15 protein-coding genes are annotated in these 14,082 nt (G+C 63.7%); all 15 read right to left on the reverse strand.

Annotated elements, in window-relative coordinates; genetic code table 11:
- Positions 1 to 6: 6 nt before the first annotated feature.
- Positions 7 to 279 (reverse strand): VirB3 family type IV secretion system protein, encoded by a 273-nt coding sequence (locus EAT51_RS07400; protein WP_008786754.1) that lies wholly within the window; start codon positions 277 to 279, stop codon positions 7 to 9.
- Positions 276 to 659, reverse strand: coding sequence for a TrbC/VirB2 family type IV secretion system protein (locus EAT51_RS07405; RefSeq protein WP_003103996.1), 384 nt, complete (start codon positions 657 to 659; stop codon positions 276 to 278). The genes EAT51_RS07400 and EAT51_RS07405 overlap by 4 nt, the downstream gene beginning before the upstream one ends.
- Positions 656 to 1,708, reverse strand: coding sequence for a P-type conjugative transfer ATPase TrbB (gene trbB / locus EAT51_RS07410; RefSeq protein WP_057386253.1), 1,053 nt, complete (start codon positions 1,706 to 1,708; stop codon positions 656 to 658). The genes EAT51_RS07405 and trbB overlap by 4 nt, the downstream gene beginning before the upstream one ends.
- The gene (locus tag EAT51_RS07415; RefSeq protein WP_057380746.1) at positions 1,705 to 2,169 is read right to left on the reverse strand and encodes a ribbon-helix-helix protein, CopG family; all 465 of its coding nucleotides are present in this window, start codon (positions 2,167 to 2,169) and stop codon (positions 1,705 to 1,707) included. The genes trbB and EAT51_RS07415 overlap by 4 nt, the downstream gene beginning before the upstream one ends.
- Positions 2,166 to 4,166: a conjugal transfer protein TraG gene (locus tag EAT51_RS07420; protein ID WP_130534009.1), complete on the reverse strand. Its 2,001-nt coding sequence runs from the start codon at positions 4,164 to 4,166 to the stop codon at positions 2,166 to 2,168. The genes EAT51_RS07415 and EAT51_RS07420 overlap by 4 nt, the downstream gene beginning before the upstream one ends.
- 217 nt (positions 4,167 to 4,383) lie before the next feature.
- On the reverse strand, positions 4,384 to 4,611 hold the full coding sequence (locus tag EAT51_RS07425) for an EexN family lipoprotein (protein ID WP_016451559.1): 228 nt from the start codon (positions 4,609 to 4,611) through the stop codon (positions 4,384 to 4,386).
- A 13-nt stretch (positions 4,612 to 4,624) separates the two neighbouring features.
- On the reverse strand, positions 4,625 to 5,551 hold the full coding sequence (locus EAT51_RS07430; protein ID WP_049098552.1) for a LysR family transcriptional regulator: 927 nt from the start codon (positions 5,549 to 5,551) through the stop codon (positions 4,625 to 4,627).
- A gap of 147 nt (positions 5,552 to 5,698) precedes the next feature.
- A complete protein-coding gene (locus EAT51_RS07435; protein WP_057386255.1) occupies positions 5,699 to 5,983 on the reverse strand; it encodes a CopK family periplasmic copper-binding protein in 285 nt (94 codons plus the stop codon).
- A gap of 128 nt (positions 5,984 to 6,111) precedes the next feature.
- Positions 6,112 to 7,023, reverse strand: coding sequence for a copper homeostasis membrane protein CopD (gene copD, locus EAT51_RS07440; RefSeq protein WP_425599565.1), 912 nt, complete (start codon positions 7,021 to 7,023; stop codon positions 6,112 to 6,114).
- A gap of 19 nt (positions 7,024 to 7,042) precedes the next feature.
- Positions 7,043 to 7,429, reverse strand: coding sequence for a copper homeostasis periplasmic binding protein CopC (gene copC / locus EAT51_RS07445; protein WP_057386257.1), 387 nt, complete (start codon positions 7,427 to 7,429; stop codon positions 7,043 to 7,045).
- Positions 7,430 to 7,570: 141 nt separating this feature from the next.
- Positions 7,571 to 10,009 carry a heavy metal translocating P-type ATPase gene (locus EAT51_RS07450; protein WP_228257848.1) on the reverse strand — a complete coding sequence of 813 codons (2,439 nt, stop codon included), beginning with the start codon at positions 10,007 to 10,009 and terminating at the stop codon, positions 7,571 to 7,573.
- Positions 10,010 to 10,164: 155 nt separating this feature from the next.
- A complete protein-coding gene (locus tag EAT51_RS07455) occupies positions 10,165 to 10,437 on the reverse strand; it encodes a DUF2933 domain-containing protein (protein ID WP_006226242.1) in 273 nt (90 codons plus the stop codon).
- Between the two features lie 33 nt (positions 10,438 to 10,470).
- Positions 10,471 to 10,956 carry a DUF411 domain-containing protein gene (locus tag EAT51_RS07460; RefSeq protein ID WP_006226241.1) on the reverse strand — a complete coding sequence of 162 codons (486 nt, stop codon included), beginning with the start codon at positions 10,954 to 10,956 and terminating at the stop codon, positions 10,471 to 10,473.
- 37 nt (positions 10,957 to 10,993) lie between these two features.
- Positions 10,994 to 11,974, reverse strand: a complete 981-nt coding sequence (locus EAT51_RS07465; protein WP_005408883.1) for a copper resistance protein B — start codon at positions 11,972 to 11,974, stop codon at positions 10,994 to 10,996.
- A gap of 25 nt (positions 11,975 to 11,999) precedes the next feature.
- Positions 12,000 to 13,910, reverse strand: a complete 1,911-nt coding sequence (locus EAT51_RS07470) for a copper resistance system multicopper oxidase (protein ID WP_079742344.1) — start codon at positions 13,908 to 13,910, stop codon at positions 12,000 to 12,002.
- Positions 13,911 to 14,082 lie beyond the last annotated feature (172 nt).

The raw sequence follows: 14,082 nt of genomic DNA on the forward strand, positions 1-14,082 counted from the left end.
ATCACCTCACACGTCCAGCAGCGGGCGGTGTTTGATGTGCCGGGCGAACACGGCCATGAACTGTGGATCGACGCGCGCACCCCATACCGCCAGCGAATGGCCGACGATCCAGAGCACGACGCCAGGAATCCACAGTTGCAGGCCCAGCCCGACGGCGGCGGCCAGCGTGCCGTTGGCAATCGCCACCGTACGCGGTGCGCCGCCCAACAAGATCGGCTCGGTGAGCGAGCGGTGCAAAGGCACCTCGAACCCTGCCGCGAAGCTGTCCGGGCCGCTCATACGACAGCCCCGCCAGAGAACGAAAAGAACGACAGGAAGAACGAGGACGCGGCGAACGCGATGGACAGACCGAAGACGATCTGGATCAGCTTGCGGAATCCGCCGGACGTGTCGCCGAACGCGAGCGCGAGGCCCGTGGCGATGATGATGATGACCGCGACGATGCGCGCCACCGGCCCCTGGATGGATTCGAGGATGGATTGCAGCGGGCCTTCCCACGGCATCGAGGAACCGGCGGCCTGCGCGGTTCCGGCCAGGAACAACAGCAGCGCGGCCAGCAGCAGCCCTTGCCCCGCAGGGCGGGCCAGGCAGCGCAGCCGTGCAAGACGCAAAGCCGGATTTGCAGAAAAACGGAAAGCAGGAATGGTCATCTGCGTCATGGCAGTTCTCCAAGTGAGTCAGGGGATGGGGAAGTCGCCGCAGCGGGTGCGGCATCGGGACGTGGCGGCAGCTCGGGAAACGGCGTTTCCAGCGCGTCCGCCAGTTGGTAGCCCACGCCGTCGAAGCCGACGACGCGGGCGATGCTCTCGATGCGGCGCTTGCGCCCGCGTCCGGCGATGTGGATCACCACGTTGACCGCCTCGGCGATCAGCGCACGGGGCGGATTCACCGCCACTTCGAGAATCAGTTGCTCCAGGCGCAGCAGAGCGCCGAGCGCGGAGCCGGCATGGATCGTGGCGATGCCGCCCGGATGGCCTGTGCCCCACACCTTGATGAGATCCAGTGCCTCGGCGCCGCGCACCTCGCCGACGACGACGCGATCAGGCCGCAGGCGCATGGACGAGCGCACCAGCTCGGTCATCGACACCACGCCTGCGCGGGTGCGCAGGGGAACGTGGTCGCGGGCCGCGCATTGCAGCTCCACCGTGTCTTCGAGCACCAGCACGCGGTCGCCAGTGGCGGCGATTTCGGCGAGCAAAGCATTGGCGAGCGTGGTCTTGCCGCTGCTGGTGGCGCCGGCGATCAGCACGTTCTGGCGCTCGCGCACGGCGCGAACGAGAAAGCCCGCTTGCGCGCTGGTCATCATCCTGTCGATGACGTACCGCTCCAGAGGAATAACGCCGATGGCGCGCTTGCGCAGCGCGAAGGCCGGCCCCGGCGCTGCCGGCGGCAAGATGCCCTCAAAGCGTTCGCCCGTTTCGGGCAACTCGGCGGACATCAGCGGCTGGCCGCGATGGACTTCTGCGCCAACGTGGGCAGCGACCAGGCGGATGATTCGCTCGCCGTCCGCCTCGGGCAGTTCCACGCCCATCGGCGCGCGTCCACTGGAAAGACGATCCACCCAAAGGGTGCGATCGGGATTCAGCATCACCTCCACCACGTCCGGGTCTTCGAGCGCGGCGGCGATCAGTGGCCCCATCGCCGTGCGCAGCATCTGGATGCGGCGGTCGAGCGACGTGGCACTCATGGACTGCGGAACGGCGCTCATGACGCACGCTCCTGCGCTTGCGCGGCTGCCGCCGCGTCTTCCATTCGCATCAGGTCGGGATGCAGTTCCTCCACCACGTCGCGCACCAGGCTGCGGCCCCGCAGCAGGTGGCGGCCAAGCTGCGCGGTGAACTGCTCGAAGCGCGCTTTGCCCTGCGCGCGTGCCGCGTCTTGGTGCGCCTCGGGAACCGGCGTGCTCACGGTCAGGTAGTAGCGGATGAACAGCGCCAGCGTTTCGATGGCAATGTTCTGGTCGCGCTCCATGCGTTCGGCCTGCCGCGACAGGCGATCAAGCCGCTTGGCAATGGCCGCCTCGCGCTGGTCGGCGGCATCGGGCGACAGCCACGATGCGAGCGCCGCCGCGACGATGGACGACTTGGACACGCCTTTCTTGGCGGCCAGCTCATCGAGCCGCTTGGCGTGCTCCGGCTGGATGAACAGGTTGAGGCGATAGTGGCTCATAGCTCGATTCCGTCGTTGGGGTCGAGGAAAGCCAGCCGGGCCGTGCGCTGCATGGCTGGATCAAGCTGGCGCGGAAGGGGGAGCGGCAGGTCGTCGTCGTCATCGAGCAGCCCAAGGTCGGCCGCAGGCGCGGCCAGCTCTGGGTCGTAGGCGACGGTTTCGGAGAGTTCGGGCTGACGGCGTGGGCCGCCGTCATCGGCGGAACCCAGGCCATCAGCGAAGGCCGCGGCCGGTGCGGTGGGCACGGAGGGAATCGCCAACCCGCTCCAGTCGTCGGGCCGCAATGGCGGCGCGTCGGCGTACTGCCCGCCCGCCAGCGCGGGCGGTGGCAGCACGCGACGCTTGAAATTGGCGTCCGCGTAGTAGCGCAGCTTCTTCGCCTTGATCGGCGCCACGCTGGACACCATCACCACGGCCTCGTCGGGCGGAAGCTGCATGACTTCCCCCGGCGTCAGCAGCGGGCGCGCGGTTTCCTGGCGCGACACCATCAGGTGGCCCAGCCACGGCGCGAGCCGATGGCCCGCGTAGTTGCGCTGGGCGCGCAGCTCGGTGGCCGTGCCCAGCGTCTCGGAGATCCGTTTGGCGGTGCGCTCGTCGTTCGTGGCGAACGTCACGCGCACATGGCAGTTGTCGAGGATGGAGTGGTTTTGCCCATACGCCTTGTCGATCTGGTTGAGCGACTGCGCGATGAGGAAGCTGCGGATGCCATAGCCCGCCATGAAGGCCAGCGCCGTCTCGAAGAAGTCCAGGCGCCCCAGCGCAGGGAACTCATCGAGCATCAGCAGCAGCTTGTGGCGGCGCTCGATGCCATCGGAGCCATCGAGCGACTCGGTGAGGCGCCGCCCGATCTGGTTGAGGATCAGGCGAATGAGCGGCTTCGTCCGCGAAATATCCGAAGGCGGCACCACGAGGTACAGCGACACCGGATGCTCGGCCGCTATCAGGTCGGCGATGCGCCAATCGCAGCGCGAGGTGACTTCGGCCACCGTCGGGTCGCGGTACAGGCCGAGGAACGACATGGCGGTGCTCAACACGCCGGAACGCTCGTTGTCGCTCTTGTTGAGGACTTCACGCGCCGCCGATGCGACGACCGGATGCGGCCCATCGCCGAGGTGCGGCGTGGTCATCATCCGGTGCAAGGTCAGCTCGAACGGGCTGGCCGGGTCGGACAGAAAGTTGGCGACGCCGCGCAGCGTCTTGTCTTCGCCTGCGTAGAGCACATGCAGGATGGCCCCAACCAACAGCGCATGACTGGTCTTTTCCCAATGGTTGCGCTTCTCCAGCGCGCCTTCGGGATCGACCAAAATGTCCGCGATGTTCTGCACGTCGCGCACCTCATGCGCGCCGCGCCGTACCTCCAGCAGCGGGTTGTAGGCCGCCGACTTCGCATCGGTCGGGTTGAACAGCAGGCAATGCGAGAAACGCGAGCGCCAGCCTGCGGTGATCTGCCAGTTCTCGCCTTTGATGTCGTGGATGACGGCGGATGCAGGCCAGGAAAGCAGCGTCGGCACCACGAGGCCCACGCCCTTGCCCGAGCGCGTAGGCGCGAAGGTCAGGACGTGTTCCGGGCCTTCATGCCGCAGGTATTGGTGATCGTGCTGGCCGAGGAACACGCCGGCTGGTTGCGTGAGGCCCGCCTTGCGAATGTCCTGCGCGTTAGCCCAGCGCGCAGAGCCGTAGGTGGTGACGAGTCGAGCTTGGCGCGAGCGCCAGACCGACATGGCGATGGCAACGCCCACGGCGACCATGCCGCTGGCACCGGCGATGGCGCCGCCGGTATCGAACACGCGCGGCGCGTAGGCATCGAAGAAGAACCACCACTCAAACAGTTTCCAGGGGTGGTAGATCGACGTGCCAAGGAAGTCGAACCAGGGCGAGCCAAGGCGTACTTGATAGCCAAGGGCGGCTGCTGTCCATTGTGTGGCGCCCCACACGCCGGCGATCACGATGCCGAATACCACGGCGATCTGACCGAACAGCACGTTCGTCCCTTGCATAACCTCGCCTCCGATCACGACACACAGAGGTGCCGCAGCACTGAGGATCAAGGCGTTCGCGCAGGTCGGTCAAAGGCCGATGTGGCGGCAATTTAGGCCCAAAAAGTCAGATTTCCTTTAGTGGCGAAAGCAATAAAAACGCCGCAAGCGCGAGCGCATTGCGGCGTAGTGAGGTAACAGCGAGAACTTCGTCGCAGCGAAGCGACCGAGAGATAACCTACTTGGATTTTTGCTCTGGCCGATCACCGAAAAATCGCCGTTTGGCGGCTTCGGCAGCACGCAGACATAGTTCGTCGCCAACCTTCGCGCGGTCTTCCTTGCATTGACGTTGAATCTCTTTGATGCGTTCGGGATTGGCTACGAGCGCATCCACGGTTTCCGAAGGTTGAGAAGGACCGCATGCAGGCAGTGCAGTGACCAATATCAGCAATATCACTTTGTTCATAGCCTTATTCCTACTATCGGTCGCGTGGAAGGTCTTCGGGGATGCCGAGTTCATCAGCCGAATCAATAAAATCTACTCGTTCGATAAATCGAGCCAGCATTTCGGACGGCTCCGTATCGCGGCGCAGCAGATAGGTCATGAGCATAGTCGGCTTGCCCGCCAAGCGCCGGGCCACGACTCCCGGCTCGCGGCTGGAAGCAATGTGCGCCTCGCCCGCCAAGCCCAATGCTAAGCCGGCGGAGACTAAAGTCATCATCACGTCGAAGGTCGCCACGCGCTGCGCGATCAGCGGCTCTTGTCCGCATGTGCGTAGGAACCGATCGACCTGGCGCGCGTGGCCTTCGCACACTGCTGGGTCGCCCAGCGCCAGCGGATGGCGCAACACCTCCTTCAGCGGGATCTGTTTGAAGGCAAGCACCGGATGGCGGGCTGGTACCGCCACCATCAATTCGTCTTCCCATGCAGGAGTGACGATGATGCCATCACCTGCATCCCCTGCCATCGAGAAGCCCGCGTCATACAGGTCGCTATGAAGCCCCTTGATCTGCTGATCCAAAGGCACCTCGAACAATCGGATTTCCACCTCGGGGTCCTCTTCGCGGCTGCGCGCCAGCAATGCCGGCAGGCGCGAAGGCGTGACGCCATCGGACAAGGCAATACGCAACTGGCCGCAAAAGCCGTTGGCGGCGGACTTGACACTATCGCGGGCCTGCTCCAGCACTGTAAAGACTCGCTGAACGTGCTCCAGAAACAGCCGTCCAGCGCGGGTCAGTTGTGTGCTGCGAGTGGTGCGGACAAACAGGCGTGCGCCGAGTTCTTCCTCCAACTCCTTGATGGTGCGAGATAACGGAGATTGGTCGATGTGCAACCGCTCGGCAGCGCGGGCAAAGTGAAGCTCCTCTGCTACAGCGAGGAAACACCGTAGATGACGAAGCTCCACAAATCAATCTCCTATTAAGTGTTATCTGAACCTACACATTGAATCTTCTGTCCGGGGTAGTCACCGAAGGCCATGCGCCTATCCGAATCGGACAGGCGCTGGGACTTCTTTCTGACGCCATTGGGAGGCATCAGCAGATCGCGCGAATTACCCGCCGTGCTCCTGTTCAAGCAGCGAGCTGAGGCGAGCAACTTCATTGCTGGTAATGGCAATGTTCCGCCCGTCCTTCGTCGCCACTGAGGCGCCGATGGGTTGATACACGGCGCGTCCGAAGCGACTTTCCTGTGCCATCTTTCCATCCTTGAAGACGTACAGCGTTCCCCCGTCAGCCAGCGGAACCATCTCCTTGGCTGCCTGGGCTGCTGCATGACCGGCGAAGGCAGGCACGGAGAGGGCGCTCAACAGGGCGGCAATGACAATTTGCGATTTCATGATCGACTCCTTTGTGAAAACGACGACAACTTGCGCCGCGCCGTTAAATGTAGAAGCGCGCGATCTACAGATCGCTTACCCGTGCATTACATTCAATTCATGTGCTGTCATTTGGTGCCAGTCAAGGATTAGGTGCCGTTGGGAGAAAGGATGCCAAGCCACGCAACGCTCGCCAAAACCAGAACGGCTAATGTCGCCTCCGTGAACAGACTCTGCCGTAGCTTGACGACCGCGTGTGCGTGGTTGCCTGTTCTCAATGCCGCCTCCAGACTTGGGCTCAGTCGAAACCGATTGGCTGCCGCCAGCGCGAGCATTCCTCCGAACAACAGGAGTTTTCCTACGAGCAGGCGGCCATAGAGCGTTGAGAAGAGCGGATCAAGCGATGGCCCAGCGATCAACAGGTAATTCAGGGCTCCGGTCACGACGAGTGCCGCCACGATCACAGTACCTATCTGAGCGAAACCATTGGATGTTCGGCTCAGGATCTCTACTGAGCCTTGCCCGGTATTTGGTTTGTTCGCCGCAAGCACCAAGAACGCGATCAATGCGCCTACCCAGGCACCGGCCGCCCAGAGGTGCGTGATGTCCGAAGCGAGATGAATGTATCCGCGCACGCCGTCATCCATGTCGCCATGTCCCGCCCATGCAAGGGTCGCCAACGCCACACCACTGGAAGCGGCCATCGCTGCAAAACGCAGTGTTGAATTCATGCGCAACACGGCGATGAGCACACACGTCACTAACGCCAGGATGCGAATGCACCAGGCGATGCCCATGTGCGTGCCCGTAATGAGCATGTCGAAGACGTGCATTGACAGCTCCGCGTAGCTCTGGGCACCGGACATGGCCTTGGCCATGACCGTCATGCCCCACATCGACAGGGCAATGCCGATGGCAGCGGATGCGCCAATGAGGACGCGATAGCGGCGCGAGATCGTCGAGGATCGCTCGTCGTTGCCCAAAGCATAGAGACCGAACATGGCGACGCCAAACGCCGCCGCCAGGTCCAGATACAGCGCCAGGCGCAGGACGATGGTCAACCAATCCCCGGCCATGGGCTTACTTCACCTTGAAGGTGACGTTACCCGTGATCGGATGCGTGTCCGAGGAGACGGCACGCCATTCGACGCGATAGTCACCGGGCTGGAGCGCCTGTGCCGGCGTGATGACCATGGTCTTGCCGTCGCCGGCAGCCGCGACGCGGGCGTTGATCTTCATCGGGCCATGGCTCGCCATTCCCGGCATGCCAGTCATGACAAGGCTCGCGGCGGAGAACTGCGGCACCAGCGTCTCGGAGAACTTCAGTTCGATGGTGGCTGGCGCGGAAACCTGCGACTTGTCGGCCGGCGTTGAAGACACCAGCGAAGGATGCGCGAATGCGGCGGTGGCGAACAGACCAGCAGCGATCGGCGCGACGAGCTTGGCGATGAAACCTGAACGGGTCATAGAAGTTTCTACCTGGATGTGTGAGGTGTGGTTTAAGAACGAAATGCCGAGATAAGGCTTGCACCTTTGCAACGGCGTGGAACGAAAGAAACGGTTCGCTGGTCGATAGCAGGCTCCTGTTGGCTCTGAAAGATGTCTTGGTCACAGTCGGGTCGCTCTCAGCCGCAAGGCGTTGCCTACGACCGATGCCGAACTCAGGCTCATCGCCAATGCTGCGATCAGGGGCGACAGCAACCAGCCCGTGAGGGGATAGAGAACCCCAGCGGCGACGGGGATGCCCAGCGCGTTGTAGAAGAAGGCGAACATGAGGTTCTCCTTCATGTTGCGCACGGTACTCACCGAGAGCGAGCGAGCGACAGCGATGCCACGCAGATCGCCTTTGACCAGCGTGACCTGCGCGCTGTTCATCGCCACGTCGGTTCCGGTTCCCATGGCGATGCCCACGTCTGCCTTCGCCAAGGCCGGCGCATCGTTGATGCCGTCTCCGGCCATGGCGACGATGCGGCCCTCTCTCTGCAAACGTTCGATCAACATGAGCTTGTCCGCCGGCTTGACTTCACCATGCACCTCGTCGATGCCCAGGCGTGCACCGACGGCTTTGGCGGTGGTCTGCCCGTCCCCGGTGGCCATGATGACCCGCAGGCCCGCAGCCTTCAACGCGGCCAGGGCCTCGGGGGTGCTGCCCTTGACCGGATCGGATACGGCGAGCAAGCCCGCGAGCTGCCCGTCCACAGCCAGATACATGACACTGGCCCCTTCGCCGCGCAGGGCTTCGGCCTGGGGTACGAGCGGCTCAACCGACACGCCAGACTGCTCCATCAGCACCGTATTGCCCAACGCCAGTTGCCGGTGCTCAACCTTCCCGCGCACGCCGATGCCCGTTCCCGATTCAAAGGTCTGAGGCTTCACGAGTTGGAGGCCCTGGGCACGCGCGGCCTGCACGATGGCGTCGGCCAGGGGGTGTTCACTGCCCTGGTCCAGGCTGGCCGCAAGACGCAGCACCTCATCGTTCGTAAAGCCGGGCGCTGCGACGACCTGATCGAAAGCAGGTCGGCCTTCGGTCAGGGTTCCTGTCTTGTCGATGACGAGGGTATCGACCTTGCGAAGATTCTCGATCGCCGCGGCATCGCGGAACAGCACGCCCTGCGTGGCGCCACGGCCCGTTGCGACCATGATCGACATCGGCGTGGCCAGACCCAGCGCGCACGGGCAGGCGATGATCAGGACGGCCACCGCATTGATGAGTCCATAGACCCAGGTGGGCTGCGGCCCGAAGAATCCCCAGACAAAGAGCGTCGTGACCGCAATGGCGACGACGGCCATCACGAAGTAGCCGGCAACGACATCGGCCATGCGCTGCATCGGCGCCTTGGAACGCTGCGCCTGGGCGACCATCTGCACGATCTGCGACAGAACGGTGTCCGAGCCGATCCGCTCCGAACGCATGACCAGCGCGCCACTGGTGTTGAGTGTGGCCCCGATGACCTTGTCGCCCACGCGCTTGCTGACGGGCAGCGGTTCGCCGGTCAGCATGGACTCGTCAATCGAGCTGCTGCCCTCGTGCACGATGCCATCCACCGGCACCTTCTCGCCGGGTCGGATGCGCAGCAGGTCGCCGACGTGCACATGGCTGAGCGGCACGTCTTCCTCGCTGCCGTCCGCATTGATGCGCCGTGCGGTCTTGGGCGCCAGCCCCAGCAGCGACTTGATGGCCGCCGAAGTCTGGGAGCGGGCTTTGAGTTCCAGCACCTGGCCGAGCAGTGTCAGCGAGATGATGACGGCGGCGGCCTCGAAATACACGCCGACCCGTCCCATGGACATGAAGGAAGCTGGAAACACTTCCGGCGCAACGGTTGCCACAACGCTGTAGATGAATGCCGCACCCGTTCCCAGGCCGATCAGTGTCCACATGTTCGGGCTGCGGTTGACCACGGACAGCCAGCCGCGGGAGAAGAAGGGCCAGCCGGCCCACAGCACGATCGGCAACGACAGCACCAACTCGACCCAGCTCTGTGTAGCCATGTCCATCAGGTGCAGCCGCTCGCCCAGCATCGCCAGCGCCAGGACCACGAGCGTCAGCGGCAAGGTCCACCAGAAGCGACGCGAGAAGTCACGCAACTCCGGGTTGTCGTCATCGAGGTCGGGCAGCAGAGGCTCAAGCGTCATCCCGCACTTGGGGCAGGTTCCCGGATGATCCTGGCGGATCTCCGGGTGCATCGGGCAGGTGTAGATGGTTCCGGGCGCGGTTGGCGATGCCGCCGGGGCCGGTGAAACTGCGGTGCTGGCATGGTGATGCGGTGCATGGCCGCTGCCTGTGCCTATGCCCGCGTCACCGCTGGCATATCGCGCCGGATCGGCGTCGAATTTGGCCTTGCATCCGGTGCTGCAAAACAAGTACGTGTTCCCCAAGTGCGTGGAGCGGTGCTCCGACGCCGCCGTGACCGCCATGCCACACACCGGATCTCGCGTCGCGGCATCGGGCTGCGTGTGGCTTGAGGACCCGCCCGCGTCGTCACTTCCAGCATGGCTGGCGTGATGGTGGTGGGTATGCGGGCCGGACGTTGTGGCACCCGCCGCCATGCCTGCGTGCTCATGTCCTGAAGACTTGCTGGGTGAATTCATAGTGACAAGTGCCCTCCGCCGTTAACTGTTGGTGTCTGGTGATCGCAGCAGGCCGCAGGCGCGCAAGGAGACAAGCGCGGCGTCGCGTGCTCGCACGGTGCGAGTGCCTCGACTCATTGCTTCTGCTCCTTGGAGGCTGCGGCACCTTCCTCACCCTGACGCGCGGCATGATCGTGTCCGCCGTGGCCGTGACCACGGTGCATGAACAGGTGCATCAGCGGACAAGCCGCCAGCAGCAGGAAGGGGAGATAGCCGGCAACATGTGCCGTGTGCTCCTTGAGCAGGAAATACGCGGCGACAGCGGCGATGATGAGGAACGCCACGCCGTAGCGCGATCGCCAGAACCGGGGACGATCGCTGGGGGTCTGTGTGTGCTGATGCTGCATGGCATATCTCCACGGAAAAGAGTTGATGGATGGTCAGAGATGCGACTGATAGACCGTGCTACTACCGTTTTTCCCGATCAGCAGCACGTCGTAGGCGTCCTTGCGTCCACCATAGGCCGGACCATCCATGCCGGGCGAACCGACCGGCATGCCTGGCGCCGCGAGGCCGATGGCCTGCGGGGCTTCGCGCAGCAAGCGTTGAATGTCCGAGGCAGGCACATGACCCTCGATGGCATAGCCGCCGATCTGCGCCGTGTGGCACGAACCGTACTTCTGCGGGATGCCCAGCCGCGTGCGCGCTGCCGTGTTCCCGGTGTCAAGAACCTGCACATCGAAGCCTGCGCCTTGCAGGTGTGAGACCCAGTCCTTGCAGCAACCGCAGCTCGGGTCCTTCCACACCTTGGCGATCGGTCGGCTCTGCGCCAGGCTCGGTCCTGCGAGTGCCATCACCAACAAGCCAGCGATCAATGCTTGGCGTCTCGGCACTTTGCCCTGGCTTCTGTCGTAGTGCATGTTCATAGATTGCCTCTCATCAGATGATCAAACCCACAAGGTTCTAGAACCAGAATCGCACGCCAGCCACCCAGCGCGTCTGCTGCGCGCGGCCACCTTCGGCACGCACATAGTCCGCTGTGCGTCCGAAGCTGCCCGCCCGTTCCACGCCGATGTAGGGAGCGAACTGGCGACTGAATTCATAGCGCAGGCGCAAGCCAGCAGACGCTTCGGCCAAGCCCTTGCCGATACCGCGTTCCGGGTCGTCCTTGCCATAGAACTGCAATTCGGCACGAGGCTCCAGAATCAGTCGCTGGGTCAGCAGCAGCTCGTAGCTGCCTTCGACACGCAGCGCCGTACGTCCGCCACTTCCCACGTAGCCCGTCGCCTCCAGCTCGAACCAGTAGGGGGCGAGGCCCTGGATGCCGAAAGCCAACCATTGACGGCTCGGGCCTTCTCCGTTATCCACCCGAACGCCGAGCTGGGTGTCCCAGTACGGTGCGACGGCGTGCCCCCAGAGAAGCTCGGTACGCGATTCTTCGAGCTTTCCTTTGGCGATATCGCCTTCGGCCTTCACGACGGCCTTGTTGTAGGTCGTCCCATACCAAGCCTGGAGGTCGTAGGCCGTGGAATCGTCCCCTTTGCGCGTGAAGCGGCGTTCCAGGGTTTCGCCGCGCAACGAGAAGAACCTGTGTTCGTCGGCCAGCATCAGCCGCGGCACACCGGGTACGGCGTAGTCGCCCGATCCCAATGTCAGGCCATTGGAGTAGCCATGCGGATCGCGGGCGTCAGGAGGCGCCGACCCGCCCTGCATCTGCATGTTGCCGTGATCCATGGCCGGGGCCGCGGTCGAGCCGCTCGCCGACGTCGCGTGACCCGCGTGCGGGTCGGCGGCAGGAGCCACGGTCTGAGTGGATGGCGCGGCCGTTTGAGCGTCGGCCTGGCCGTGCGCTGCATGGTCGTTCTGTGCTTGTGCCTGGGCGGCGACGCTTACCAGGGCCAGAAGCGTCGTGGCCAGTGCGCGAGTGGGGAGTGCTTTGGACATTCTTGGTCTTCCTTGTGCGCTGGGTTCAAGACACCACGACTTCGCGGAACATGCCGGCATCCATGTGGAACATCAGGTGGCAGTGCCACGCCCAGCGGCCGAGCGCGTCGGCTGTCACCAGGAAGCTGATGCGTTGTGCCGGCTGCACCGGCAGGGTGTGGCGGCGCGCAAGGAAGCGACCGTCGGGGCTTTCCAGCTCGCTCCACATGCCGTGCAGGTGCATGGGATGGGTCATCATGGTGTCGTTGTGCAGAATGACCCGCAGCCGCTCGCCGTGTTTGAAGTGCACCGGCGTGGACTTTCCGAACTCCAGCCCGTCCAGGGACCATGCGTAGCGTTCCATGTTGCCCGTGAGGTGCAGTTCGACCTCCCGGCCAGGGCCTCTCTTGTCCAGCGGCCCCGACGGGGTATGCAGATCCGCGAGGGTCAACACTCGCCGACCGTTGTTGCGCAGTCCGATGCCGGGGTCATCGAGGTTGGTGCGCGCCATGTCAACGCGCATGTCCGTGCTGGCACCATACTCGGTGCGAGCGTGGCGAGCAGTAGTGCTGGGCACGGCCAGTCCCCCCGCCGCCGCGGCGTGTTGGCTGTGATCCATCGCCATGCCACCGTGGTTCATGGCGCCGTGATTCATGCCAGCCACCGCCCCATGATCCATCCCGGACATCGAACCCGAGCCCATCCCGGTCATCCCGGTCATCCCGGTCATCCCGGTCATGCCCGTCATGCCCGTCATCTCCATGGCTTGGCCGGACCCGCCGTGGTCCATGCCCCCCATCATGCTGCCCATCATGTCGTTCATGGTCAGCCATTCGACCGGATCGAGGGCAGGCACGGGAGCTTGAAGACCTTCACGCACGGCCAGCGTGGCCCGCGCGTAGCCTGTCCGGTCCATCGCCTGGGCGAAGATCGTGTAAGCGTCATCCCGTGGCTGGACGATCACATCGACGGTTTCGCCCGGACCGAATCGGAACTCATCGACCGTCACCGGCTCCACGTCAACACCATCGACGTGCACCACCGTGAGTTTCAGTCCGGGAATGCGTACGTCGTAGAAGGTGTTGCCCGCACCGTTGACCATGCGCAGCCGCACGCGCTCACCCGGTCGGAACAGCGCCGTCCAATTGCCGGCGGGGGTGACGCCGTTGGCCAGATAGGTCAGCGTGGCGGCAGACAGATCGGCGAGATCCGTCGGATTCATCCGCATCTCGTTCCACATCTTGCGCTTGTCGATCGCAGCGGCCATGCCGTCGCGCGAGGCGTCCCGGAAGAAGTCGAAGACGGTAGGTTGGTTGTAGTTGTAGTAGTCGCTTTGGGACTTGAGCTTGGTGAACACCCGCATCGGGTCTTCGTCGGTCCAATCCGAGAACAGCAGCACGTGGTCACGGTCGGCGCGGATGGTCTCGGCACCAGCGGGGTCGATGATGATCGCCCCGTACATGCCCGTGAGTTCCTGGAAGCCGGAGTGCGAGTGGTACCAGTAGGAGCCGCTTTGCTGAACCTTGAAGCGGTACGTGAAGGTCTCGCCGGGAGCGATGCCATTGAAGCTGATGCCCGGCACGCCATCCATCTGATACGGCAGGATGATCCCGTGCCAGTGGATGGATGTGGCTTCACGCAGCTTGTTGGTCACACGGATTGTGACGGTGTCACCCTCACGCCAACGCAATGTCGGTGCCGGCAGCGAGCCGTTGATGGTCGTAGCCACGCCTGGCTTGCCCGTGAAGTTCACGGGCGATTCGGCGATCACCAAGTCGAACTCGGTGCCCTTCAGCACAGGGGCGGCACCGCGCGTCGCGGAGCCTTGTTGGGCAAATGCCCTGAGCGCCGGGGTGGACAGCCCGGCCAGGACGCCGCCAGCGGCCAGCCCCTGAACAAAACGCCGACGAGACAGGCCCAGTGGGGGCGCGATTACAAAGGGCGAACGAGGCGGCATGGCCTGAAATCCTCCATAGATAACTTGAAAGTCGTCTTTAGAGCCGCCTTTGGTCTTGGGCGGCACGGTTCGACGCATGGAGGTCATGCTATGGAGTGACCACTTTCGGATGAATGACCCTTGGATTACATTCATGTAATGGTCGCGTCATCTTCGTGGCAGGAAGCGACTA

The sequence above is a fragment of the Pseudoxanthomonas winnipegensis genome, from assembly GCF_004283755.1.
Lineage (GTDB): Bacteria > Pseudomonadota > Gammaproteobacteria > Xanthomonadales > Xanthomonadaceae > Pseudoxanthomonas_A > Pseudoxanthomonas_A winnipegensis.

Coding starts and splice junctions, on each gene's coding strand:
- EAT51_RS07400 (WP_008786754.1), bottom strand. CDS start 279: ATGAGCGGCCCGGACAGCTTCGCGGCAGGGTTCGAGGTGCCTTTGCAC.
- EAT51_RS07460 (WP_006226241.1), bottom strand. CDS start 10,956: ATGAACATGCACTACGACAGAAGCCAGGGCAAAGTGCCGAGACGCCAA.
- EAT51_RS07470 (WP_079742344.1), bottom strand. CDS start 13,910: ATGCCGCCTCGTTCGCCCTTTGTAATCGCGCCCCCACTGGGCCTGTCT.
- EAT51_RS07455 (WP_006226242.1), bottom strand. CDS start 10,437: ATGCAGCATCAGCACACACAGACCCCCAGCGATCGTCCCCGGTTCTGG.
- EAT51_RS07415 (WP_057380746.1), bottom strand. CDS start 2,169: ATGAGCCACTATCGCCTCAACCTGTTCATCCAGCCGGAGCACGCCAAG.
- EAT51_RS07450 (WP_228257848.1), bottom strand. CDS start 10,009: ATGGCGGCGGGTGCCACAACGTCCGGCCCGCATACCCACCACCATCAC.
- trbB (WP_057386253.1), bottom strand. CDS start 1,708: ATGAGCGCCGTTCCGCAGTCCATGAGTGCCACGTCGCTCGACCGCCGC.
- EAT51_RS07420 (WP_130534009.1), bottom strand. CDS start 4,166: ATGCAAGGGACGAACGTGCTGTTCGGTCAGATCGCCGTGGTATTCGGC.
- copC (WP_057386257.1), bottom strand. CDS start 7,429: ATGACCCGTTCAGGTTTCATCGCCAAGCTCGTCGCGCCGATCGCTGCT.
- EAT51_RS07435 (WP_057386255.1), bottom strand. CDS start 5,983: ATGAAATCGCAAATTGTCATTGCCGCCCTGTTGAGCGCCCTCTCCGTG.
- EAT51_RS07425 (WP_016451559.1), bottom strand. CDS start 4,611: ATGAACAAAGTGATATTGCTGATATTGGTCACTGCACTGCCTGCATGC.
- EAT51_RS07405 (WP_003103996.1), bottom strand. CDS start 659: ATGACGCAGATGACCATTCCTGCTTTCCGTTTTTCTGCAAATCCGGCT.
- EAT51_RS07465 (WP_005408883.1), bottom strand. CDS start 11,974: ATGTCCAAAGCACTCCCCACTCGCGCACTGGCCACGACGCTTCTGGCC.